General features: G+C 60.4%; 20 protein-coding genes. 6 read left to right on the forward strand and 14 right to left on the reverse strand.

Annotated features, from left to right (window positions below):
- Positions 1 to 4 precede the first annotated feature (4 nt).
- The gene (trkA, locus tag ACM6IM_RS21355) at positions 5 to 1,378 is read left to right on the forward strand and encodes a Trk system potassium transporter TrkA (protein ID WP_201191261.1); all 1,374 of its coding nucleotides are present in this window, start codon (positions 5 to 7) and stop codon (positions 1,376 to 1,378) included.
- Positions 1,379 to 1,525: 147 nt separating this feature from the next.
- Entirely contained in the window at positions 1,526 to 1,849 is a 324-nt protein-coding gene (locus ACM6IM_RS21360; protein WP_414866250.1) for a tetratricopeptide repeat protein, read from the forward strand.
- Here ACM6IM_RS21360 and ACM6IM_RS21365 read toward each other — a convergent pair.
- The 3 genes from ACM6IM_RS21365 to tag all read right to left on the reverse strand — a co-directional run bounded on the left by ACM6IM_RS21365 (position 1,840) and on the right by tag (position 3,637).
- A complete protein-coding gene (locus ACM6IM_RS21365; RefSeq protein ID WP_192307264.1) occupies positions 1,840 to 2,079 on the reverse strand; it encodes a PilZ domain-containing protein in 240 nt (79 codons plus the stop codon). The two genes, ACM6IM_RS21360 and ACM6IM_RS21365, sit on opposite strands and share 10 nt — an antisense overlap.
- A gap of 72 nt (positions 2,080 to 2,151) precedes the next feature.
- A complete protein-coding gene (locus ACM6IM_RS21370; RefSeq protein ID WP_192307263.1) occupies positions 2,152 to 3,039 on the reverse strand; it encodes a lysophospholipid acyltransferase in 888 nt (295 codons plus the stop codon).
- Between the two features lie 40 nt (positions 3,040 to 3,079).
- Positions 3,080 to 3,637 (reverse strand): DNA-3-methyladenine glycosylase I, encoded by a 558-nt coding sequence (gene tag, locus ACM6IM_RS21375; RefSeq protein WP_414866251.1) that lies wholly within the window; start codon positions 3,635 to 3,637, stop codon positions 3,080 to 3,082.
- 81 nt (positions 3,638 to 3,718) lie between these two features.
- On the opposite strand from tag, the gene glyQ reads away from it, so the two are divergent.
- The 4 genes from glyQ (at position 3,719) to ACM6IM_RS21395 (ending at position 8,128) form a co-directional block, all read left to right on the forward strand.
- On the forward strand, positions 3,719 to 4,672 hold the full coding sequence (glyQ, locus tag ACM6IM_RS21380) for a glycine--tRNA ligase subunit alpha (protein WP_003213601.1): 954 nt from the start codon (positions 3,719 to 3,721) through the stop codon (positions 4,670 to 4,672).
- Positions 4,669 to 6,723, forward strand: a complete 2,055-nt coding sequence (gene glyS / locus ACM6IM_RS21385) for a glycine--tRNA ligase subunit beta (protein WP_414866252.1) — start codon at positions 4,669 to 4,671, stop codon at positions 6,721 to 6,723. The genes glyQ and glyS overlap by 4 nt, the downstream gene beginning before the upstream one ends.
- 4 nt (positions 6,724 to 6,727) lie before the next feature.
- Positions 6,728 to 7,267 (forward strand): D-glycero-beta-D-manno-heptose 1,7-bisphosphate 7-phosphatase, encoded by a 540-nt coding sequence (gene gmhB, locus ACM6IM_RS21390; protein WP_414866253.1) that lies wholly within the window; start codon positions 6,728 to 6,730, stop codon positions 7,265 to 7,267.
- Positions 7,268 to 7,348: 81 nt separating this feature from the next.
- Positions 7,349 to 8,128 carry a lysophospholipid acyltransferase family protein gene (locus ACM6IM_RS21395; RefSeq protein WP_414866254.1) on the forward strand — a complete coding sequence of 260 codons (780 nt, stop codon included), beginning with the start codon at positions 7,349 to 7,351 and terminating at the stop codon, positions 8,126 to 8,128.
- A gap of 183 nt (positions 8,129 to 8,311) precedes the next feature.
- Here the strand turns inward: ACM6IM_RS21395 and ACM6IM_RS21400 are convergent, their stop codons facing one another.
- The 11 genes from ACM6IM_RS21400 to dnaA all read right to left on the reverse strand — a co-directional run bounded on the left by ACM6IM_RS21400 (position 8,312) and on the right by dnaA (position 21,834).
- Complete coding sequence (locus ACM6IM_RS21400; protein ID WP_414866255.1) at positions 8,312 to 9,283, reverse strand: oligopeptide/dipeptide ABC transporter ATP-binding protein; 972 nt, start codon at positions 9,281 to 9,283, stop codon at positions 8,312 to 8,314.
- Complete coding sequence (locus ACM6IM_RS21405; protein ID WP_192307257.1) at positions 9,283 to 10,266, reverse strand: ABC transporter ATP-binding protein; 984 nt, start codon at positions 10,264 to 10,266, stop codon at positions 9,283 to 9,285. Before ACM6IM_RS21405 ends, ACM6IM_RS21400 begins: the two co-directional genes overlap by 1 nt.
- 2 nt (positions 10,267 to 10,268) lie before the next feature.
- On the reverse strand, positions 10,269 to 11,150 hold the full coding sequence (gene ddpC / locus ACM6IM_RS21410) for a D,D-dipeptide ABC transporter permease (protein WP_192307256.1): 882 nt from the start codon (positions 11,148 to 11,150) through the stop codon (positions 10,269 to 10,271).
- A 1-nt stretch (position 11,151) separates the two neighbouring features.
- Entirely contained in the window at positions 11,152 to 12,168 is a 1,017-nt protein-coding gene (locus ACM6IM_RS21415) for an ABC transporter permease (RefSeq protein WP_192307255.1), read from the reverse strand.
- A gap of 74 nt (positions 12,169 to 12,242) precedes the next feature.
- The gene (locus ACM6IM_RS21420; RefSeq protein WP_192307254.1) at positions 12,243 to 13,823 is read right to left on the reverse strand and encodes an ABC transporter substrate-binding protein; all 1,581 of its coding nucleotides are present in this window, start codon (positions 13,821 to 13,823) and stop codon (positions 12,243 to 12,245) included.
- A gap of 174 nt (positions 13,824 to 13,997) precedes the next feature.
- Positions 13,998 to 14,558 carry a D-alanyl-D-alanine dipeptidase gene (ddpX, locus tag ACM6IM_RS21425; RefSeq protein WP_201191268.1) on the reverse strand — a complete coding sequence of 187 codons (561 nt, stop codon included), beginning with the start codon at positions 14,556 to 14,558 and terminating at the stop codon, positions 13,998 to 14,000.
- Positions 14,559 to 14,579: 21 nt separating this feature from the next.
- Positions 14,580 to 15,440, reverse strand: coding sequence for a MurR/RpiR family transcriptional regulator (locus ACM6IM_RS21430; protein WP_192307252.1), 861 nt, complete (start codon positions 15,438 to 15,440; stop codon positions 14,580 to 14,582).
- A gap of 186 nt (positions 15,441 to 15,626) precedes the next feature.
- Complete coding sequence (gene gyrB, locus ACM6IM_RS21435; protein ID WP_414866256.1) at positions 15,627 to 18,044, reverse strand: DNA topoisomerase (ATP-hydrolyzing) subunit B; 2,418 nt, start codon at positions 18,042 to 18,044, stop codon at positions 15,627 to 15,629.
- 5 nt (positions 18,045 to 18,049) lie between these two features.
- Positions 18,050 to 19,153: a DNA replication/repair protein RecF gene (gene recF, locus ACM6IM_RS21440; RefSeq protein ID WP_192307250.1), complete on the reverse strand. Its 1,104-nt coding sequence runs from the start codon at positions 19,151 to 19,153 to the stop codon at positions 18,050 to 18,052.
- 14 nt (positions 19,154 to 19,167) lie between these two features.
- The gene (gene dnaN, locus ACM6IM_RS21445) at positions 19,168 to 20,271 is read right to left on the reverse strand and encodes a DNA polymerase III subunit beta (RefSeq protein WP_192307249.1); all 1,104 of its coding nucleotides are present in this window, start codon (positions 20,269 to 20,271) and stop codon (positions 19,168 to 19,170) included.
- A gap of 39 nt (positions 20,272 to 20,310) precedes the next feature.
- Positions 20,311 to 21,834: a chromosomal replication initiator protein DnaA gene (dnaA, locus tag ACM6IM_RS21450; protein WP_414866257.1), complete on the reverse strand. Its 1,524-nt coding sequence runs from the start codon at positions 21,832 to 21,834 to the stop codon at positions 20,311 to 20,313.
- Between the last annotated feature and the right edge of the window lie 128 nt (positions 21,835 to 21,962).

Below are 21,962 nucleotides of genomic sequence, written 5' to 3' on the forward strand. Positions count from 1 at the left end.
CTGGATGAAAATCATCATCCTCGGCGCGGGGCAGGTCGGCGGTTCGCTGGCGGAACACTTGGCCAGCGAGGCCAACGACATCACCGTGGTCGACACCGACGGCGAACGCCTGCGCGACCTCGGCGACCGGCTGGACATCCGCACCATCCAGGGCCGTGGTTCGCTGCCGACGGTACTGCGCCAGGCCGGCGCGGACGACGCCGACATGTTGGTGGCGGTGACCAACAGCGACGAGACCAACATGGTAGCGTGCCAGGTCGCTCACACCCTGTTCCATACCCCCACCAAGATTGCCCGGGTTCGCGAAGCGTCTTACCTCACGCGAGCCGAGCTGTTCGATAACGAAGCGATTCCGGTGGATGTGCTGATCAGCCCGGAGCAGGTGGTCACCAACTACATCAAGCGCCTGATCCAGTATCCCGGCGCGCTGCAGGTGATCGACTTCGCCGAAGGCAAGGCGCAGTTGGTGGCGGTCAAGGCCTACTACGGCGGGCCGTTGGTCGGCCAGCAACTGCGTCAATTGCGCGAACACATGCCGAATGTCGAGACCCGTGTCGCGGCGATTTTCCGTCGTGACCGGCCGATTCTGCCGCAGGGCGACACGGTGATCGAAGCCGACGACGAAGTCTTCTTCATCGCCGCCAAGGCCAACATTCGTGCGGTGATGAGTGAAATGCGCCGCCTCGACGAGAGCTACAAACGCATCGTCATCGCCGGTGGCGGGCAGATTGGCGAGCGCCTGGCCGAAGCCATCGAAAGCCGTTATCAGGTGAAGATCATCGAGATGAGCCCGGCGCGTTGCCGTCACCTCTCGGACACCCTCGACAGCACCGTGGTCTTGCAGGGGAGCGCTTCGGACCGCGACCTGCTGCTGGAAGAGAACATCGCCGACGCCGACCTCTTCCTCGCCCTGACCAACGACGACGAAGCCAATATCATGTCGTCGCTGCTGGCCAAACGGCTGGGCGCGAAGAAGGTCATGACCATCATCAACAACCCGGCCTACGTCGACCTGATCCAGGGTGGCGACATCGACATCGCCATCAGTCCGCAGCTGGCCACCATCGGCACCTTGCTCGCCCACGTGCGGCGCGGCGATATCGTCAGCGTGCATTCATTGCGTCGCGGTGCGGCGGAGGCGATCGAGGCGATTGCCCATGGCGATGCCAAGTCGAGCAAAGTGATTGGCAAGGCCATCGAGAACATCGGTTTGCCGCCGGGAACGACGATTGGTGCGATCATTCGCGATGAAGAAGTGCTGATTGCCCACGACGACACGGTGATCGAAGCAGGCGACCATGTGATTCTGTTCTTGGTGGACAAGAAGCATATTCGGGATGTGGAGAAGCTGTTCCATGTGGGGCTGAGCTTCTTCTGATCCGATTTTTCGCTGAATCGGCCGGCCCCATCGCGAGCAGGCTCGCTCCCACATTGGAATGCATGCCCCTGTGGGAGCGAGCCTGCTCGCGAAGCGGTTTCACAGATACGACAACGCGCCAGACAACCCTCAGCCAAGGAACTCAACATGCTCGAATCCCTGGAAAAAATGCTCGCCAAGGGTGTGGATAACGCGCTGCTGCGCTTCGGCCTGGGCAAGGGTTACCTGGACCTGGGTGACCACGCCAGGGCAGCCGAACATTTCCAGCGTTGCGTGGCATTCGACCCCAAGTATTCGGCGGCGTGGAAGCTGTTGGGCAAGGCGCGACTCGGGCAGGCCGATTATCCGGCCGCGCGCCAGGCGTGGGAGCAGGGCCTGGAAGCGGCCCGTGCGCACGGCGACAAGCAGGCGGAGAAGGAAATGACGGTGTTCCTGAAAAAGCTCGAGCGTCAGGCCGCTGATCAGAGGTAACGCAGGCCGATGCCTTCGGCATCCACTTGCACCACTTCCATCTTCACCCTCGGTGCACCGGTGGGCAAATCCTGTACCTGCCCGTAAACCACCGCCCCCTTGGGCAACGCCGATAACGCCGGGTGCTTGACGTACACACCTGTGGTGGACAGGTTGCGCGTCTGGCCGAGGCATTCGCCGAAGCTTTCATGGCTGATCTTGATGCGAAACGACTTGCGGTGTTCGGACATCTATTGCGCCCTTTCCTCAACAGCTGTGGATAAACCTCGATGCAAGTTTATCCACAGATCATGCCAATTGAATCAGTACCAGCGCTCTTCACCCGGCGGGCGTTTCTTGAAGCGCTTCATGCTCCACATGTATTGGCTTGGATACGCCCGCACGTACCGCTCGACCACCTGGCTCATGGCGGCGCAGGAGGTTTCGGTGTCGGTGCTGTACATCGCTGGCGGCGCGGCTTCGAGGATCACCTTGTAGCCGGAACCGTCCGGCAGGCGCAGCGCATGCAGGAACACCCCGACCGCTTTGCCGCCGGCCAGCATGTTCGGTACGAACTTGCTGGTCAGCGCCTGGGTGGCGAAGAACGGCACGAAGATCCCGGCGGATTCTGCCGGTTCCGGGTCCGCAGGAATGCCCACTGCACCACCTTTGCGCACTTCCTTGATGACACTGAGGATGCCTTCCTTGGTGGACGCGGCGACCTTGTTGCCCAGTTGCACCCGCTGCTTGCGCAACAGCTCGTCCACGGCCTTGAGCTTGGGCGGACGATAGAAAATGATCGGTTTGCACTGGCTGCAATAGAAGTGGTTCAGCACTTCCCAGTTGCCCAGGTGGCTGGTGATGCCGACGACACCCTTGCCCGAGGCGAGGGCGTCTTTCAATACGTCGAGCCCTTCGACTTCACGCACCAGGTCGATGGAGCGCTGCGCCGGCCAGATCCACGCGCAGGCGCTTTCGGTCAATGACTTGCCGATGTCCTTGAGGCTCTGACCGACCAGGCGCTCACGCTCGGCAGGGTCCATGTCGGGAAAACATTTGGCCAGGTTGATCCGCACCACGTCGCGGGAGCGGTTCGGGGTTTTCCACATCACCCAGCCGATGGCCGAGCCCACGGCCTGTACGGCCCGCCACGGAAGCAGGGCAAACAGCCGCAGAGCGCCTACCAGCAAGGCGCCTTTAAACTTATCCACAGGTCACTCCTGATCTTGTGCTGTGCGCGAGGCGGCCATTCTAACCGCCGTTGGCCAAGGTCGCGTAGCGGTCGCAATCGCGGGTATGGTCCATGACCATTCCCGACGCCTGCATCAATGCGTAGCAGATGGTCGGACCGACGAAGGTGAAGCCGGCCTTCTTCAGGCCTTTGCTCATCTGCACCGCCTCGGGCGTGATGGCCGGCACTTCGCTGCGATCCTTGAAATGGTTGATCTTCGGCACGTTGCCGACGAAAGACCAGAGCAGCCCCACGGGGTCCTCCAGCGCCAGCCAGGCCTGGGCGTTGCGCCGGGCGGCATTGAGCTTGAGGCGATTGCGGATGATGCCCGGGTCGAGCATCAGTTCATCGATTTCCGCGTCGCTCATCTGCGCCACGCGCTGGACGTCGAAGCCGAACAGCACCCGGCGATAATGCTCGCGTTTGCGCAATACGGTGATCCAGGACAGGCCGGCCTGGAACCCTTCGAGCAAAAGCAACTCGAACAAACCCTGCGCATCGCGCAGCGGCGTACCCCACTCCTGATCGTGATAAGCCATGTACAGCGGATCTTCGGAACACCAAAAGCAGCGTGGCATAAGGCTCCAGGGGGCGTGCGCAGTCGTGAATCGGGTATACTCCCGCTCTTTAAATCGCAGCCCAAGAAACAGGTGAATTTCGTGAGCCAGCCTACGCCAGCCGTGCGTACCTTCCAAGACTTGATCCTCGCGCTCCAGCAATACTGGGCCGAGCAAGGTTGCGTGGTACTTCAGCCCTACGATATGGAAGTAGGCGCCGGGACTTTCCACACCGCCACGTTTCTGCGCGCCATCGGCCCGGAAACCTGGAACGCCGCTTATGTGCAGCCCAGTCGCCGCCCGACTGACGGCCGCTACGGCGAAAACCCGAACCGCCTGCAGCACTACTACCAGTTCCAGGTGGTTCTGAAGCCAAACCCGGACAATTTCCAGGAGCTGTACCTGGGCTCCCTCAAGCATGTCGGCCTGGACCCGCTGGTCCACGACATCCGCTTCGTCGAAGACAACTGGGAATCGCCGACCCTGGGCGCCTGGGGCCTGGGCTGGGAAGTCTGGCTCAACGGCATGGAGGTGACGCAGTTCACTTACTTCCAGCAAGCGGGCGGCATCGAATGCTACCCGGTGACCGGCGAGATCACCTACGGCCTGGAGCGCCTGGCCATGTACCTGCAAGGCGTGGACTCGGTCTACGACCTGGTCTGGGCTGACGGCCCGTTTGGCAAGGTGACCTACGGCGACGTGTTCCACCAGAACGAAGTGGAACAGTCCACCTACAACTTCGAACATGCCAACGTCGAAAAGCTGTTCGAGCTGTTCGATTTCTACGAAAGCGAAGCCAAGCGCCTGATCGAACTCGACCAGCCGCTGCCATTGCCGAGCTACGAAATGGTGTTGAAGGCTTCCCATACCTTCAACCTGCTGGATGCGCGCCGAGCGATCTCGGTGACCGCGCGTCAGCAATACATCCTGCGCGTACGCACCCTGGCGCGTTCCGTTGCGCAAGCCTACCTGCTGGCGCGTGCCAAGCTGGGCTTCCCGATGGCGACCCCGGACCTGCGTGACGAAGTACTGGCCAAGCTGGAGGCTGCACAATGAGTGCTCAAGATTTCCTGGTTGAACTGGGCACCGAAGAACTGCCACCCAAAGCCCTGAACACCTTGGCCGAAGCGTTCCTGGCCGGTATCGACAAGGGCCTGCAAAGCGCTGGCCTGAACTACGAGACCAAGACCGTCTACGCCGCGCCACGTCGCCTGGCCGTGCTGATCACCTCGCTGGCCACCCAGCAACCGGATCGCAGCATCAACCTCGACGGCCCGCCACGCCAGGCCGCGTTCGATGCCGACGGCAACCCGACCCAGGCCGCCCTCGGCTTTGCCAAGAAGTGCGGGGTCGATCTGAGCGAAATCGACCAGAGCGGTCCGAAACTGCGCTACAGCCAGAACATCGCCGGCAAGCCGACCGCCAGCCTGCTGCCGACCATCGTCGAGGATTCCCTGAACGACCTGCCGATCCCGAAGCGCATGCGCTGGGGCGCGCGCAAGGAAGAGTTCGTGCGTCCGACCCAGTGGCTGGTCATGCTGCTCGGTGACCAGGTCATCGACTGCACCCTCCTGGCCCAGAAGGCCGGTCGCGATTCCCGTGGCCACCGCTTCCACCACCCGGAAAAAGTGCGCATCGGTTCGCCGTCCAGCTACCTGGCCGACCTGCGTGCCGCCTACGTGCTGGCCGACGCCAACGAGCGCCGCGAGATCATCAGCAAGCGCACCGAAGAGCTGGCCACTCGTCAGGAAGGCACTGCCATCGTGCCACCGGCGCTGCTCGACGAAGTGACCGCACTGGTGGAATGGCCGGTGCCGCTGGTGTGCTCGTTCGAGGAACGCTTCCTCGACGTGCCGCAGGAAGCGTTGATCACCACCATGCAGGACAACCAGAAGTACTTCTGCCTGCTGGATGCCGACGGCAAGCTGCTGCCACGTTTCATTACCGTGGCCAACATCGAAAGCAAGGACCCGCAGCAGATCATCGCCGGTAACGAGAAAGTGGTACGCCCACGCCTGACCGACGCCGAGTTCTTCTTCAAGCAGGACAAGAAGCAGAAACTCGAAGACTTCAACCAGCGCCTGCAGAACGTGGTATTCCAGGAAAAACTCGGCAGCGTCTATGACAAGGCCGAGCGCGTTTCCAAACTCGCCGCCTACATTGCGGCGCGTATTGGCGGCAATGCATCCTGGGCGGCGCGCGCCGGCCTGCTGTCCAAGTGCGACCTGGCGACCGAGATGGTCGGCGAGTTCCCGGAAATGCAGGGCGTTGCCGGCTACTACTACGCCGTCAACGATGGCGAGCCGCAAGACGTCGCCCTGGCACTGAACGAGCAATACATGCCGCGCGGTGCCGGCGCTGAATTGCCGACGACCCTGACCGGTGCGGCCGTGGCCATCGCCGACAAGCTCGACACCCTCGTGGGCATCTTCGGTATCGGCATGCTGCCCACCGGCAGCAAGGACCCGTATGCGTTGCGCCGTGCCGCGCTGGGCGTGCTGCGCATCCTGATCGAGAAACAACTGGATCTGGACCTGAACGACGCGGTGGCATTCGCCGTCAATGCGTTTGGTGCCAAGGTCAAGGTTGCCGGCCTGAACGACGCGGTGCTGGAGTTCATCTTCGACCGCCTGCGTGCGCGCTACGAAGACGAAGGTGTCGACGTGGCGACCTACCTGTCGGTTCGCGCCCTGAAGCCGGGTTCGGCGCTGGACTTCGACCAACGTGTGCAAGCGGTTCAGGCCTTCCGCAAATTGCCGGAAGCGGCAGCCCTGGCGGCGGTGAACAAGCGTGTGTCGAACCTGCTGAGCAAGGTGGAGGGCTCCGTGCCGACCGTCGTGGAAGCCAAGTACTTCGACAACGCCAACGAGTTCTCGCTGTATTCGGCGATCCAGCAGGCTGACCAGGCCGTGCAGCCGATGGCCGCTGCCCGCCAGTACAGTGAATCGCTGGCGCGCCTGGCCGCGTTGCGCGAACCGGTGGATGCCTTCTTCGAAGCCGTTATGGTCAACGCGGATGACGCCAATGTGCGCGCCAACCGTTATGCGTTGCTGTCGCGTCTGCGCGGGCTGTTCCTCGGCGTCGCCGACATTTCGCTGCTGGGTTGAGGGGTTGCCGTTGAAGCTGCTGATTCTCGATCGGGACGGGGTGATCAACCACGACTCCGACGCTTACATCAAGTCGGTGGCAGAGTGGATCCCTCTGCCCGGCTCGATCGAAGCCATCGCGCAGTTGAGCAAGGCCGGCTGGACGGTAGCGGTCGCTACCAACCAGTCGGGCATCGCTCGCGGCTATTACGACCTCGCCACCCTCGACGCCATGCACGAGCGCTTGCGCGGGCTGGTGGCGGAGCAGGGCGGCGAGGTCGGGCTGATCGTCTATTGCCCGCACGGGCCGAACGAAGGCTGCGAATGTCGCAAGCCGAAACCGGGGATGTTGAAAACCATCGCCGCACATTACGACGTGCCGCTGGCGAATCTATGGTTCGTCGGCGACAGTCTCGGTGACCTGGAGGCCGCCAAAGCCGTCGATTCTCAGCCAGTTCTGGTGAAAACCGGAAAAGGCGAGAAGACGTCAGCCAAGGCACTGCCGGTGGGCACCCTGATTTTTGACGATCTTGCGGCGGTTGCCGCGCAACTTATCCACAATTAGAGTGCTTTCGAGTTCCTGACCAGGGATTGATCGGGAGTGCGCTTTATATAGACGGGCAAAGCCCGCACGGTAAACGTCGCCATGTCGATACTGCAGGCCATCAGAATCTTCCTCTTTTACCTGCTGCTGGGCACCAGCTCCTTGCTCTGGTGCAGCCTGAGCTTTTTTATCGCGCCGTTCCTGCCATTCAAGGCGCGCTATCGTTTTATCAACGTGTACTGGTGTCGATGCGCCCTGTGGTTGAGCAAGGTGTTCCTGGGCATCCGTTACGAAGTCAAAGGCGCCGAGAACGTGCCGGACCAGCCCTGCGTGATCCAGTCGAATCATCAGAGCACCTGGGAAACCTTCTTTATCTCGGCGTACTTCGAGCCGTTGAGCCAGGTGCTCAAGCGCTCGCTGCTGTATGTACCCTTTTTCGGCTGGGCCATGGCCATGTTGCGACCGATCGCCATCGATCGGGACAACCCGAAAGCGGCGCTCAAGCAGGTGGCGAAACGAGGCGATGAACTGCTCAAGGATGGTGTCTGGGTGCTGATCTTCCCTGAAGGAACCCGCGTTCCCTACGGCACCATCGGCAAATTCTCCCGTGGCGGTACCGCACTGGCGGTCAACGCGGCACTGCCCGTGCTGCCCATCGCCCACAACGCCGGCAAGTTCTGGCCAAAGACCGGCTGGGCGAAGAAGCAAGGGGTCATTACCGTGATCATCGGCAAGCCCATGCATGCCGAGGGAAGCGGGCCGCGTGCCATTGCCGAGCTCAATGATCGCGTACAGGCCTGGAACGAGCAGATGCAACGGGAAATGGGATCGCTTCCACCCGCGCCACAAGCCCCGGCGGCCAGCGACCGGGTGGCCGTGTGAACATCTGTGGATAACCTGTGTGCCGTTTTGCTAACACCTGCCGTATTTTTCTTTTAAGTATTTGATTTAGCTATATATTTCTTAAACTCATAAAACCCGGAAAAATGTGCATAGGTTTTTCCGGAGGTCAAAAAACCGGCTCATCGAGCCGGTTTTTTTATGCGCGAATACTTGCCGCAACCATCAACCTAGTACATGACACCGCGCCCGCTGTGTTTCGTCTCCCAGCAGTGCCTGGGGATTTTCACAACCGACCGTGCACAGACTGCAGCGCTCTCGAAAGAAGCAGCCCGTGGGCAGATTTCGGTTACCCGGCAATTCGGTGGGCGCCGCCACCTGTTCTGCATGCAACGCGACGCCCAGTCGCGGCACCGCTTCGAGTAACAGGCGGGTATAGGGATGGCGCGGCTGATCGAGCACCTGAGCCGCATGGCCAAGCTCAACGATCTGCCCCAGGTACATCACCGCCACCCGGTCGGCCATATGACGCACGACGGAAACGTTGTGGGAGATCAGGATGTAGGTCAGGTTGCGGGCACGTTGCAGCTCTGCAAGCAGGTTGAGGATCTGCGCCTGTACCGAGATGTCCAGCGCCGAGGTGGGTTCGTCGAGGACGATAATGTCCGGGTCGGAGGAAAGGGCCCGGGCAATGGCAATCCGTTGACGCTGGCCGCCGGAAAACTGGTGGGGAAAGCGGTCCAGGTATTCCGGACGAATGCCGACCTGGGACGCGACCCGGGCAGCCAGTTCGCGCATCTGCGCACGATCGACAGGCCCCCGGGCGTACAGCGGCTCGGTGATGATGCGCCAGATCGGCAGGCGTGGATCGAGCGAAGACTGAGGGTCCTGGAACACGATCTGCACGTTGCTGCGACCCTCGTCATCGCGGCGACTGGCCCAGTTCAAAGCGCCGCTGCTGGGTGCAATCAAGCCCATCAACAGCTGCGCCAAGGTGCTTTTTCCACAGCCGGACTCACCCACGATCCCCAGGGTTTCGCCCGCCCGTACCTGCAGATCAATGCCATTGAGGGCGTGGGCATAACCTCGCGGTCGACCCAGCCAGTCGTTACTGACGGGAAAACGCACACGAACATCGTTGAGTTGAAGGATCGGCGGGGCCGTTGGGGTAGTACGTTGAAGGACGGCACTGTTCATCACGAAAGCTCCTTGACGGGCAACCAGCAAGCGCTTTTACGTTGGTCGTTGATGGCATTGAGGGTCGGGCGCCTGGCACAGACGGGCATGGCATATGAGCAACGCTCCTGAAACGTGCAGCCCTCGGGTAGGGAGGCGAGGTTGGGAACTTGCCCGGGAATGGTCAGCAGCGGCTGGCCTGGCTCCACCATTTCCGGGAGACCACTGAGCAGCCCGCGCGTATAGGGGTGCTGCGGATTGTTCATCACGTCGACGGTGCGACCTTCCTCGACCACCGCACCGGTGTACATGACATACACCCGGTCACAGAATTGCGACACCAGTGCCATGTCATGGGTGATGAGCAAAATGGCCGTGCCGCGTTGCCGGGCCTTTTCCCGCAACAGCAACAGCACCTGGCGTTGCACGGTCACGTCGAGGGCGGTGGTCGGCTCGTCGGCGATCAGCAGTTGGGGTTCGCAGGAGAACGCCAGCGCAATCATCACCCGTTGGCGCATGCCTCCGGAGAGTTCGAAAGGGTAGCTCTCCAACACGTGCTCGGGGCTGGCGATGTGCATGTCGCGTAGCAGGGCAATCGCCTTGATCCGCGCCTGTTCCGCACTGATCTTCTGGTGATGGATGATCACATCGAGCATTTGCCGACCGATGCGCCGGGTCGGGTTCAGGGCCGTCATCGGCTCCTGGAAGATCATCGCCGCATCGCGCCCGCGAATCTGTAGCAGGTCCTTTTCAGGGGTGGTGAGCATGTCGCGGCCGAGCATGCTGAGGCTGCCCGCCGTAATGCGATAGCTGCGCTCGGGCAGCAGGCGCATGCTGAGCATGGCCGTGACCGACTTGCCCGAGCCGGACTCGCCCACCACGCCGACGATTTCGCCGGGATTGACGTGCAGCGTCACGCCGTTCAGTGCCTTCACGTTGTTCTTGTAAGCCGGGAACTCCAGGCTCAGGTTGTCGATGGCCAGTACTGGACTCGAAGTCTGCATGATCATTTCCCCTGTTGCCGCGGGTCGAGCAGGTCGCGGACACCATCGCCCAGCAGGTTGAATCCGGTGGCGGTAATCAGAATCGCCAGGCCGGGAAAGGTCGAGTACCACCAGTTATCGAGGATATAGTTGCGCCCGGTGGCGACCATCGCGCCCCACTCGGCGGTGGGTTGCTGGGCACCGAGGCCAATGAATCCCAGGGCCGAGGCCATGAGGATCGCGCTGCCGATATCCAGGCTCAATTGCACCAGCAACGGCGGCATGGCGTTGCGCGCCACGTGCCAGTGCACCACATGCCAGCGTCCGGCGCCGAACGTCTGGGCCGCCTTGACGTATCCCATCTGTCGAATGCTCAAGGCCTGGCCACGGGCCAGTCGCACGTAGGATGGAATTCGCACCAGGGTAATCGCCAGCATGGCGTTGAACAGGCTCGCGCCCAGTGCAGCCGCCAATGCCATGATCAGGACCAGCGACGGCACCGACAGCATGATGTCCATCAGACGCATGACGAATGCATCGAAGCGCCCGCCGATCACACCCGAAAAGCACCCCAGCAAGCCGCCGATGAAACAGGAGGCAAACGCCACGAACAGCCCGACGCCCACCGATTGCTGGCTACCGAACAGCACCCGGCTGAACAGGTCGCGGCCCACTTCGTCAGTGCCAAACCAATGGTCGGCGGACGGTGGGGCCAGGCGCTCGCCGAGGTTCAGCGCATTCGGGTCATGGCTGGCCAGCCAGGGTGCGAAAATCATGCACAGCAATACGATGGAAGTGATCAACAGGCCCGCCATGGTCAGCGGGCTGCGGCGGATCTGGTAGGCCAGGTAGGCCAGTTTTTCAGCCCTGCGCGGGCGACGCGCTGCCGTCAGAGTCACGGACATTTCAATTCACCTCGCCAATGCGTGGGTCGATCACGCGGTACAAAAGGTCGATGGCCATGTTCAACAGCACATAGATGAACGACACCAGAATGGCGAAGCCCATCACCGCCGGGAAATCCAGCGACTGGATCGACTTGACCACATAGGCACCCATGCCGGGCCAGGCAAACACGGTTTCGGTCAGTACCGCGCCATACAATAAGTCCCCCAGGGTCAGCCCGAGAACGGTGACCGATGGGATGAGAGCGTTGGGCAGGGCATGACGCAGGATCACGGTCCACCGGGACAGCCCATAGGCGCGCGCGGTGCGGATGTAGTCTTCACCCAGTTGATCCAGCATGGCCGAGCGGATCTGCCGGGCGACAACCCCCAGGGTCACGAAGCCCAGCGTTGCGGCTGGAAGGATCAGGTGTTCGGCTGCATCGAGAAACAGTCGCACATCCCCTGCCAAGAGCGAATCGATCAGGTAAAAACCGCTGATCGTCGGGGGCGGCGAGAGCCCTTCGGACAACCGGCCACCGCCAGGCAACCAGCCCAGATGGCCGTAGAACAACACAATTGCACCCAGGCCGAGCCAGAAGGCCGGCGTGGAAATACCAGTGACCGCCAGGGTCCGGGCGATCTGATCGATCAGTCGGTTGTGGTAGACCGCAGACAACACGCCCAGCGGCACACCCACGAGAATCGCCAACGCCAAGGCCACCAGCGCCAGTTCAAGGGTCGCCGGGAAGAACGCCTGCAAGTCCTCCAGAACGGGGCGGTTGGTTCGGATCGAGGTTCCCAGGTCCCCGTGCAACAGGTCCATCAGGTAACGGCCGTATTGCTGATACAGCGGCAGGTCCAATCCCAGTTGATGACGGATGCCCGCCACCAGGGCATCGCTGGCACGGTCGCCGGCGATCAATCGCGCAGGGTCGCCCGGGATCAGGTGGGAAATCGAAAAGGTAATCAGCGAAACACCGAACACGACCAGGATCAAGCCGAGCAGGCGCTTGCGCAACATTGTCAGGAAGGCCATCTGGCACCTCAGTTACACGCGCGACGAAAATCAGAAGCCGCGCCAGCCACCGGGGCTGGCGCGAAGGAGCCTGTTTACTTGCTCATGCTTCCCAGGTTGAACACTTGTTCGAGCATGGGGTTGAACACGTAGCCCTTGACCGAATCACGCATCGGCAGGGTGTAGCTCTTCTGATAGAGGTAGGCATAGACGCTGTCGTCGAGCACCTTTTTCTGCGCTGTCTGGTACAGCTCGACGCGTTTGGCAGTGTCGCTGACAGCGGCCGCTTCACGAATCAGCTTGTCGACTTCCGGGTTGCTGTAGAACGAGCGGTTGCCCTGCAGGCCCTGCATCTTGGAGTCGAACCAGAAGTTCATGAACATGTACGGGTCAGCGAAGTCCGGGCTCCAGGTGCCCACGGCGATGTCGTAGTCTGCCTGGCCGACGCGTTCACGCAGGGTGGCGTTGGCGGTCTTCTCCAGCTTGAGGTTGATGCCCAGGGGAGCCAGGGCCGCCTGCAGGGTCAGACCGATCGGTTCCCAGTTGGCGTCCTTGTCCGAGTACATGTAGTTCAGGTTGGTGATCTTCTGGGGAGCCTTGGCCAGGCTGGCCTTCGCGGCGGCCAGGTCCTGCTTCATCACCGGCAGCGAACTGTCGTAGGCCCACATGCCATCCGGGATCGGCCCGTTCAGCAGCTTGGCCTTGTCCTTGAGAATGCCCTTGACGATGCCGTTGTAGTCCACCGCCTCAGTGATCGCGCGGCGGGCATTGACGTCGGTCAGAGGCCCCTTCTTGTTGTTCAGGTACAGGTACGTGACGCGCAGCGAGGGGAAATCCCTGACCGCGACACCGGGCTTGCTGGCCAGTGCGCCCAATTGGTCTTCGGGCATGTCCTCGATGATGTCGAGGTCCCCGCGTTCCAGTTGCAGGCGACGCACCGATGGCTCCGCAATGGTCTTGAGGATCACGGTCTTGAACGCAGGCTTGGGACCGGCGAAATGAGGGTTCGGCTCCATGGTGATGGACTGGCCCTTTTGCCAGTTGGTCAGGCGGAATGGGCCGGAGCCTGCAGTGTGGCTGGACAGCCAGGCGTTGGTTTCAGCGCCCTTGTTGGCCACCAGCGGGTTAACGATCGAGGCGCCGTTATGGGCCAGGGTGAACAGGAATGGGGCGAACGGCGTTTTCAGGGTGAAACGGATGGTCTGCGGGTCGATCACCGCCACCACCATATCCTCCGGGAACGCACCGGATGGCCCCTGCTTCATGGTCATCAGACGATCGAAGGAAAACTTCACGGCGGCGGCATCCACGGCGGTGCCGTCGTCGAACTTGTTGCCGGGCTTGATCTTGAATTCCCAGACCAGGTTGTCCGGGGACACGGTCCAGCTTTCCGCCAGGTCGCCTGTCACTTCAGTGCTGCTCTTGTCACCGTCGGTCTTGTAGCTCACCAGTCGCTGGTAGGACGGGTAGGTGATGGTCCAGTCGTTGTTATCGAAGGTGACCGCCGGATCGAGTGTTTGCGGGTCGGCGGGCTTGCCGATGACCAGAGTGTCCTGAGCTGTTGCCGCAGAGGCGGCTTGCCAGGCGCCCAGGCTCATCGCGCTGCACAGTAAGCCAAGCGCGAGCCGGGTGGCGCGTGGAAAGGTTTTGCTGGTCACGGTGTTGATTAGGGTCATGCCGGTTTCCTTGATCATTCGATGTATGGAAGTAGGTCAGGTTTTTTATAAAAGCTATAACCGGGCAGTTGCAGGTGAAGCAGGTAACGCTGACGTTGTTGTTATCAGCCGACTGAACGTGGGCTGTGCTGCGTTTTCCCGAAACTCTGTGGTTTCTCGGGGTGTGTTGCAGTTTCAGTTGTTCGAAAAGGTGGTCTGGTTGTCTTCCAGCAAGGGGTAGTCATCGGCTTCCGGAAGCTCGTAATGCCACCACTCGGTGGGAATTGCGCGGAACCCGGAAGCGAGCATGATTCCCAGCAACAGGAGGCGATTGCGCTGCACATTGACGGGCAGGTCGGGGTAGAACTGATGGGACTTCTCTTCCATGGCGTCGAAGGCGGTGCCCATGTCCAGCGGCTGTCCGTCCCCATCCACCAGGGTCAGGTCCACGGCCACGCCACGGCTATGGTGGGAACCCAAATGGGGATCGCGCACGTAATTACCGTCAGGCAATGCCTCCCACAGCAGGAACTGGGCGAAGGGCGGGCGGTAGGCGTCATAGATACGCAGCGTGTAGCCGGCCAGCCGCGCCAGCTCACTGGCCTTGCCCAGGCAATCGGCCGCCTGGCGATGCAGCAGGCAACGGGCACTCGGGTAAATCACCTTTCCAGCCAGATTGTCGGCACTGGCGTAGATCAGATCGATTTGCACCTGATAACGCTCGGCATCAATCTCTACAAGGGGGCTGTTGTTCACGCAAAAACTCCAGTTGGATTGCTAGCCTTCGAACTGGCCGAAAGCCTTTTGCAGTTGACGATTTTTGGTCAGGCGTTCATCGAGACGGTCGCCATACTTCTCGGCGACCGCCGACACCATCAGGTTCAACAGGCAGGCCAGCGGGGCAGGGGAGTCCCAGAACTGTCCGACATCGGTCTTGAGTTGCAGCAGGTCCAGCGAGTAGTCACGGGCCCATGGGCATTGCAGGTCAGTGATCAGGGCCAGGGGCAGGTTGTTATCGATGGCGGCGTCGCAAAACGTCCGGGTCACACTGGAATAGGCGCGGAAATCCGAAATGATGGCGTAGGGATTGGCAAAACCCGAGTTCAGGGTTTCGGCGTAGATGCCGGACAGGCCGTCGACGTAGTAGACCTTGGGCCGGATGTATTCAAGGTGGCTGTGAAATGCGGTGAGAATCCCGCGGGTCGACTGAATACCGAGAATGAACACCGCGTCGGCTTCGTAGATGCGCTGCACGATATCGTCGAAGACACTGCTGCGCGCCAGGGCATAAACGTGCCGGATGGCTTCGATCTCGCGAGTCATGGAGCGGTCGAGGGCGTCTTCGCGAGTGCTCTCGGTGCGAAAGGCGCCGATACGGTCCGTGATCAGCCAGGACGCCGGCGCTTCGCCGCGCAAACTCTGTTTTACCTCATCGATGTTTTGATAGCCCAGCGACCGGAAAAAGCGCCCCACGGAAATCCCGGTGGTGGATGCCTGCTGCGCGATACTGTCGGCCGACTCGAACGGCAGCTGGTCCGGATTACCCAGCAGGTAACTGGCAATGCGTTTGCCCGTCGGGGTCAGGTTGGAGAACTCCTGCTCGAGCAACTGAAGAAAGCTGTTCTTTTCTGTCGACATGTCAGCGCCACCGATCGAGGTATTGTTATTGCGATGTCATTATCTTTATCTATGTTACATATATAACATCTATTCTCCTGACAACACCATGTTTTTTTGGGGCTTTTTGGTCGCCACCGAGAGCCGAAAAAACCGAAAAAAAAAGCCAGCGCAATGCGCTGGCTTTTTGTTTGGCAGATCCGCTGATCAGAAGTCCAGGTTGGACACCGCCAAGGCATTGCTTTCAATGAAGTCACGACGAGGTTCGACCGCATCACCCATCAGGGTGTTGAAGATCTGATCCGCGCCAATGGCGTCTTCGATGGTCACCTTGAGCATCCGGCGAACGCTTGGGTCCATGGTGGTTTCCCACAGCTGATCCGGGTTCATTTCGCCCAGACCTTTGTATCGCTGGATGGTGTGACGCTTGGTGCTTTCAGTCATCAGCCATTCAAGGGCTTCCTTGAACTCGGTGACGGCTTTCTTGCGCTCGCCACGCTGGACGTAGGCCCCTTCATCCAACAGGGTGCTCAACTGCGCCCCCAGCGAAACGACGGTCTTGTAGTCATTGCTGCCGAAGAAGTCGCGGTTGAAGGTGACGTAGCTCGACAGGCCGTGGGAGGTCAGTTCGACTTCCGGCAGCCACACGCCACGCTCGCGGTCTTCACGCAGGCTGGCCTTGTAGACCAGGCCAGACTTCTCGACCAGGCGCAGACGCGCTTCGTACTGGGCCAGCCACTCCTGCATCGCGGCGTGATCGCCGAGTTTTTCCAGGCTGACGGCCGGCAGATAGATGAAGTGCTCGGTCAACTCCTGCGGGTACAGGCGCGACAGACGCTTGAGGGTCTTCATGACCATGCGGAAGTCGTTCACCAGACGTTCCAGCGCTTCGCCGGAGATGCCCGGTGCGTCTTCGTTCAGGTGCAGGCTCGCATCTTCCAGGGCCGACTGCGTCATGTATTCTTCCATGGCGTCGTCGTCTTTGATGTATTGCTCCTGCTTGCCTTTCTTGACCTTGTACAGCGGCGGCTGGGCGATGTAGATATAGCCACGCTCGATCAGCTCCGGCAACTGACGGAAGAAGAAAGTCAGCAGCAGGGTACGGATGTGCGAACCGTCGACGTCAGCATCGGTCATGATGATGATGTTGTGATAACGCAACTTGTCGATGTTGTACTCTTCGCGACCGATGCCGCAGCCCAGCGCAGTGATCAAGGTGCCCACTTCCTGGGAAGAGATCATCTTGTCGAAACGCGCCTTCTCTACGTTCAGGATCTTGCCCTTGAGGGGCAGGATTGCCTGAGTCCTGCGGTTGCGACCCTGCTTGGCGGAACCGCCAGCAGAGTCACCTTCCACCAGGTACAGTTCGGAAAGGGCAGGGTCCTTTTCCTGGCAGTCGGCCAGTTTGCCCGGCAGGCCAGCGATGTCCAGCGCGCCTTTGCGGCGAGTCATCTCGCGTGCTTTACGTGCCGCTTCACGGGCACGTGCTGCGTCGATCATTTTGCCGACGACCAGTTTGGCTTCGTTCGGGTTCTCCAACAGGAAGTCGGAGAAGTACTTGCCCATTTCCTGCTCGACCGCGGTCTTCACTTCGGAAGACACCAGCTTGTCTTTGGTCTGGGAGCTGAACTTCGGATCCGGCACCTTCACCGAGATGATCGCGGTCAGGCCTTCACGGGCATCGTCACCGGTGGTCGCGACCTTGTGTTTCTTGGCCAGACCTTCCGCTTCGATGTAGGTGTTGAGGTTACGCGTCAGGGCAGAACGGAAACCCACCAGGTGAGTACCGCCATCGCGCTGCGGGATGTTGTTGGTGAAGCACAACAGGTTCTCGTTGAAGCTGTCGTTCCACTGCAGGGCGATTTCCACGCCGATGCCGTCTTCACGCTGGATGTTGAAGTGGAACACCTGGTTGACCGCAGTCTTGTTGGTGTTCAGGTATTCAACGAACGCACGCAAACCGCCCTCGTATTTGAACAGCTCTTCCTTGCCCGAGCGCTCATCCTTGAGGACGATGCCGACACCGGAGTTGAGGAAGGACAGCTCACGGATTCGCTTGGCCAGGATGTCCCAGCTGAAGTGAATGTTCTTGAAGGTTTCGCTGGAAGCCTTGAAGTGGATCTGGGTGCCCGTGGTGTCGCTGTCGCCAACGATGGCCATCGGTGCCTGTGGCACACCGTGAACGTAGGTCTGTTCCCAGATCTTGCCGCTGCGGCGAACGGTCAGGACCAGTTCTTCGGACAAGGCGTTCACGACCGACACACCTACGCCGTGCAGACCGCCGGAGACCTTGTAGGAGTTGTCGTCGAACTTACCGCCGGCGTGCAGCACGGTCATGATGACCTCGGCTGCCGATACGCCTTCTTCTTTGTGCACGTCTACCGGGATGCCACGACCATTGTCGCGAACGGTGATGGATTCATCCGGGTGAATGATGATGCTGATGTCGTCACAGTGGCCGGCCAAAGCTTCGTCGATCGAGTTATCGACCACCTCGAACACCATGTGGTGAAGACCGCTGCCATCGTCAGTGTCACCAATGTACATACCGGGACGTTTGCGCACGGCATCCAGGCCTTTCAGCACTTTAATGCTCGATGAGTCGTACGTATTTTCTTCGCTCAATGCCTTCACTCCCGATGGTCGTGGGTCTGGGTGATACGGCCCTGTTCCACGTGGAACAGAGCGACCGGCGTTTCCGTCTGCCAGCCGTCCCTCAATAATTCGTGATCTACACAGGTGATGAACACCTGGCAGCGTAAGTCTTCCAACAAGCGGCAAAGCGCGCGACGGTGCTGCTCGTCCAGCTCGGACGGCAAGTCATCCACCAGATAAATACACTGTCCGCGTCGGGCCTGGCTGACCAGGTGCCCCTGGGCAATCCGCAATGCACAAACCACCAGCTTCTGCTGACCGCGGGACAATATGTCCGCTGCGTTGTTCGCGCCCAATCTGAGGCGCAAATCAGCACGCTGTGGCCCGGCCTGGGTGTGACCCATTTGCTGATCCCTCTGCAGGGACCCGGAGAGCACTGCACTCAGCTCGCGGTCTTTGTCCCAGCCTCGGTAATAGCTGAGCGTCAAACCCTCAAGCTCAACCAATTCGCTCAAGGTCTGTTCAAAGACTGGTTTCAAGGCTTTGATATAGGCGCGGCGGTATTCATCTATTTCAGCGCTGGCCTGGCACAGTTCCCTGTCCCAAACCGCTTGCGAAACGGCGTCAAGTGTACCATGTCGCAGCCAAGAGTTTCTCTGACGCAGGGCCTTCTGCAAGCGTTGCCAGGTCGACATGAATCGCGGTTCCACGTGGAACACACCCCAGTCGAGAAACTGTCGACGAATCTTCGGCGCACCTTCCAGCAAGCGGAAGCTGTCCGGGTTGATCAGCTGCAATGGCAGGATCTCTGCCAGCTGAGCGGCACTGCGGGCATTCTGCCCGTCAATGCGGATCTGGAATTCGCCTTGGCGATCCCGGGAAATCCCCAGCGCACTCTGCCCACCCTCGGCCAATTCGACTTGGCCAAACACCGTGCATGCCAGCTGCTCGTACTGGATCACTGGTAACAGACGGGTGCTGCGAAATGAACGGGCAAGCCCCAGCAGGTGAATGGCTTCCAGAACACTGGTTTTGCCGCTGCCGTTGGCGCCGTAAAGAATGTTGATTCGGGGGGAGGGGGAGAAGGTCACCGGGTGCAGATTGCGCACCGCGGTGACCGAGACGCGACTTAAGGACATCTAGTTTCTGCTGATTACAGACGCATCGGCATGACGACGTAGGCCGAGTCATCGTTGTCGGACTCTTGCACCAGCGCACTGCTGTTGGAGTCGGACAGGATCAGGCGGACCTGCTCGGTGGTCATCACGCCCAATACGTCGAGCAAGTAGCTAACGTTGAAACCGATCTCCAGGTTACCGCCGTTGTACTCAACGCCAACCTCTTCTTCCGCTTCTTCCTGCTCGGGGTTGTTGGCCTGGATTTTCAGTTGACCGTTGGCCAGTTGCAGGCGGATACCGCGATACTTTTCGTTGGACAGAATCGCGGTACGGCTGAACGCTTCACGCAGTGCCTGGCGGTCACCCAGTACCAGCTTGTCGCCACCCTTGGGCAGTACACGCTCGTAATCCGGGAACTTGCCGTCTACCAGTTTCGAGGTAAAGGTGAACTCGCTGGTGGTGGCGCGAATGTGGTGCTGGCCCAGCACGATGCTGACAATGCCATCCGGTTCGGTAAGAAGGCGCGCCAGCTCGAGGATACCCTTGCGCGGCACGATCACCTGGTGGCGTTCCTGCTGACCGATATCGGCCTGCATCGAGCACATCGCCAGACGGTGGCCGTCGGTGGCTACCGCGCGGATCACGTCGGTGGACACTTCCAGCAACATGCCATTGAGGTAGTAGCGCACATCTTGCTGAGCCATCGCGAAGCTGGTGCGTTCGATCAAGCGGCGCAGCTTGCTCTGCTCCAGGCTGGTGGTCAACGAGCCTGGACCTTCTTCCACCGTCGGGAAGTCGTTGGCCGGCAGGGTCGACAGGGTGAAGCGGCTACGGCCAGCCTTGACCACCAGCTTCTGCTCATCAACCTTGATGTCGATCAGCGCGTCGTTCGGCAAGCTCTTGCAGATGTCCATCAGCTTGCGCGCCGGCACAGTGATGGAGCCTGGATCAGCAGGCTCTTCGAGTTCGACACGACCGACCAGCTCGACTTCCAGGTCGGTACCGGTCAGCGACAGTTGCTGGCCTTCGACAACCAGCAGCACGTTGGAGAGCACCGGCAAGGTCTGGCGGCGCTCGACGACGCCTGCGACCAGTTGCAGGGGTTTCAACAGGGCTTCGCGTTGAATGGTGAAATGCATGGTCTAGTCCCTTGCCTTAATTAGCTGCGCTGGAGTTCATCAAGTGGTCAGTGTACGCAGCAGGTTCTTGTAGTCCTCGCGGATGTCCGCGTCGGATTCCTTAAGCTCGTTGATCTTGCGACAGGCGTGCAAAACCGTGGTGTGGTCGCGGCCGCCAAACACATCGCCGATTTCCGGCAGGCTGTGGTTAGTCAACTCCTTGGACAACGCCATGGCAACCTGACGCGGACGTGCGACCGAGCGTGAGCGACGCTTGGACAGCAGGTCGGAAATCTTGATCTTGTAGTACTCGGCGACGGTGCGCTGAATGTTATCCACAGAGACCAGCTTGTCTTGCAACGCCAACAGGTCTTTCAGGGATTCGCGAATCAGCTCGATGGTGATGTCGCGGCCCATGAAGTGCGAGTGGGCAATGACGCGTTTGAGCGCACCCTCCAGCTCGCGGACGTTGGAACGGATACGCTGGGCGATGAAAAATGCCGCATCGTGAGGCAGATCGACTTTGGCCTGGTCGGCCTTTTTCATCAGAATCGCGACGCGGGTTTCCAGCTCCGGCGGCTCGACGGCCACCGTCAGACCCCAGCCGAAGCGCGATTTCAGGCGCTCTTCCAGGCCCTCGATCTCTTTCGGGTAGCGGTCACTGGTCAGAATGACCTGCTGGCCGCCTTCGAGAAGGGCATTGAAGGTGTGAAAGAACTCTTCCTGGGAGCGTTCCTTGCGGGCGAAGAACTGAATGTCATCGATCAGCAATGCATCCACCGAACGGTAGAAGCGCTTGAACTCGTTGATGGCGTTCAGTTGCAGCGCCTTGACCATGTCAGCCACGAAACGCTCGGAGTGCAGGTAAACGACCTTGGCATTCGGGTTCTTCTTCAGGAGGTGATTACCCACCGCGTGCATCAAGTGGGTTTTACCCAGGCCGACACCGCCATAAAGGAAGAGCGGGTTGTAGCCATGCTTGGGGTTATCGGCCACCTGCCAGGCGGCTGCCCGTGCCAGTTGGTTGGACTTGCCCTCGACGAAGTTCTCGAAGGTGAACGTGCGGTTCAGGTAGCTGGTGTGCTTGAGCGCACCTTCAACCTGCACGGTTCTCTGTTCGGACCGGACCGGAGCCTGTTGCGAACTTGCGCCGGCCATTGGGTCGAAGCTGTCCCGCGAGGGTTCTTCATCGACGTGCGCCACATTCTGGGTGGCTGGCTTTGGCGTAGCTGCCGGGGCAGATACGGGGGCCGTAGCACTGGACGGCGCTTGCGCGGCCTGCGCCTGGGACGCGGCGGCTGCCAGCGGTGCATTCGGTGCCGCACGGGGAGCCGAACTGCGTTTGCTGCCTATTAATAAGGAAAGCGCAGGCGCCATGCCATTGCCGTGTTCATCCAGCAGCTCGAGGACACGGCCCAGGTACTTTTCATTGACCCAGTCGAGAACAAAGCGATTCGGCGCATAGACGCGCAACTCGTCGCCTTCGGCTTCGACCTGTAGTGGACGGATCCAAGTGTTGAATTGTTGGGCAGGCAGCTCATCGCGCAAAAGCTCCACGCACTGCTGCCAAAGTTCCACTGACACGGATATCCCCTAAGTTGAAAGCCGGTGAGGCAAAAACAAGCGGCCATTGTAGCGACCAGACGCGGACTTATCCACACGAAGGTTGTTCACGGGACACGAAGAATCAACGCTTTATACGCAAAAAAGAC

It is taken from the genome of Pseudomonas sp. IT-P12 (assembly GCF_949767465.1).
GTDB lineage: Bacteria > Pseudomonadota > Gammaproteobacteria > Pseudomonadales > Pseudomonadaceae > Aquipseudomonas.

What these genes read in the sequence shown, in the direction of transcription:
- trkA (WP_201191261.1), top strand. Translation starts at nt 5, where the DNA reads ATGAAAATCATCATCCTCGGCGCGGGGCAGGTCGGCGGTTCGCTGGCG.
- ACM6IM_RS21360 (WP_414866250.1), top strand. Translation starts at nt 1,526, where the DNA reads ATGCTCGAATCCCTGGAAAAAATGCTCGCCAAGGGTGTGGATAACGCG.
- ACM6IM_RS21365 (WP_192307264.1), bottom strand. Translation starts at nt 2,079, where the DNA reads ATGTCCGAACACCGCAAGTCGTTTCGCATCAAGATCAGCCATGAAAGC.
- tag (WP_414866251.1), bottom strand. Translation starts at nt 3,637, where the DNA reads ATGCCACGCTGCTTTTGGTGTTCCGAAGATCCGCTGTACATGGCTTAT.
- glyS (WP_414866252.1), top strand. Translation starts at nt 4,669, where the DNA reads ATGAGTGCTCAAGATTTCCTGGTTGAACTGGGCACCGAAGAACTGCCA.
- ACM6IM_RS21395 (WP_414866254.1), top strand. Translation starts at nt 7,349, where the DNA reads ATGTCGATACTGCAGGCCATCAGAATCTTCCTCTTTTACCTGCTGCTG.
- ACM6IM_RS21400 (WP_414866255.1), bottom strand. Translation starts at nt 9,283, where the DNA reads ATGAACAGTGCCGTCCTTCAACGTACTACCCCAACGGCCCCGCCGATC.
- ACM6IM_RS21405 (WP_192307257.1), bottom strand. Translation starts at nt 10,266, where the DNA reads ATGCAGACTTCGAGTCCAGTACTGGCCATCGACAACCTGAGCCTGGAG.
- ddpC (WP_192307256.1), bottom strand. Translation starts at nt 11,150, where the DNA reads ATGTCCGTGACTCTGACGGCAGCGCGTCGCCCGCGCAGGGCTGAAAAA.
- ACM6IM_RS21415 (WP_192307255.1), bottom strand. Translation starts at nt 12,168, where the DNA reads ATGGCCTTCCTGACAATGTTGCGCAAGCGCCTGCTCGGCTTGATCCTG.
- ACM6IM_RS21420 (WP_192307254.1), bottom strand. Translation starts at nt 13,823, where the DNA reads ATGACCCTAATCAACACCGTGACCAGCAAAACCTTTCCACGCGCCACC.
- ACM6IM_RS21430 (WP_192307252.1), bottom strand. Translation starts at nt 15,440, where the DNA reads ATGTCGACAGAAAAGAACAGCTTTCTTCAGTTGCTCGAGCAGGAGTTC.
- recF (WP_192307250.1), bottom strand. Translation starts at nt 19,153, where the DNA reads ATGTCCTTAAGTCGCGTCTCGGTCACCGCGGTGCGCAATCTGCACCCG.
- dnaN (WP_192307249.1), bottom strand. Translation starts at nt 20,271, where the DNA reads ATGCATTTCACCATTCAACGCGAAGCCCTGTTGAAACCCCTGCAACTG.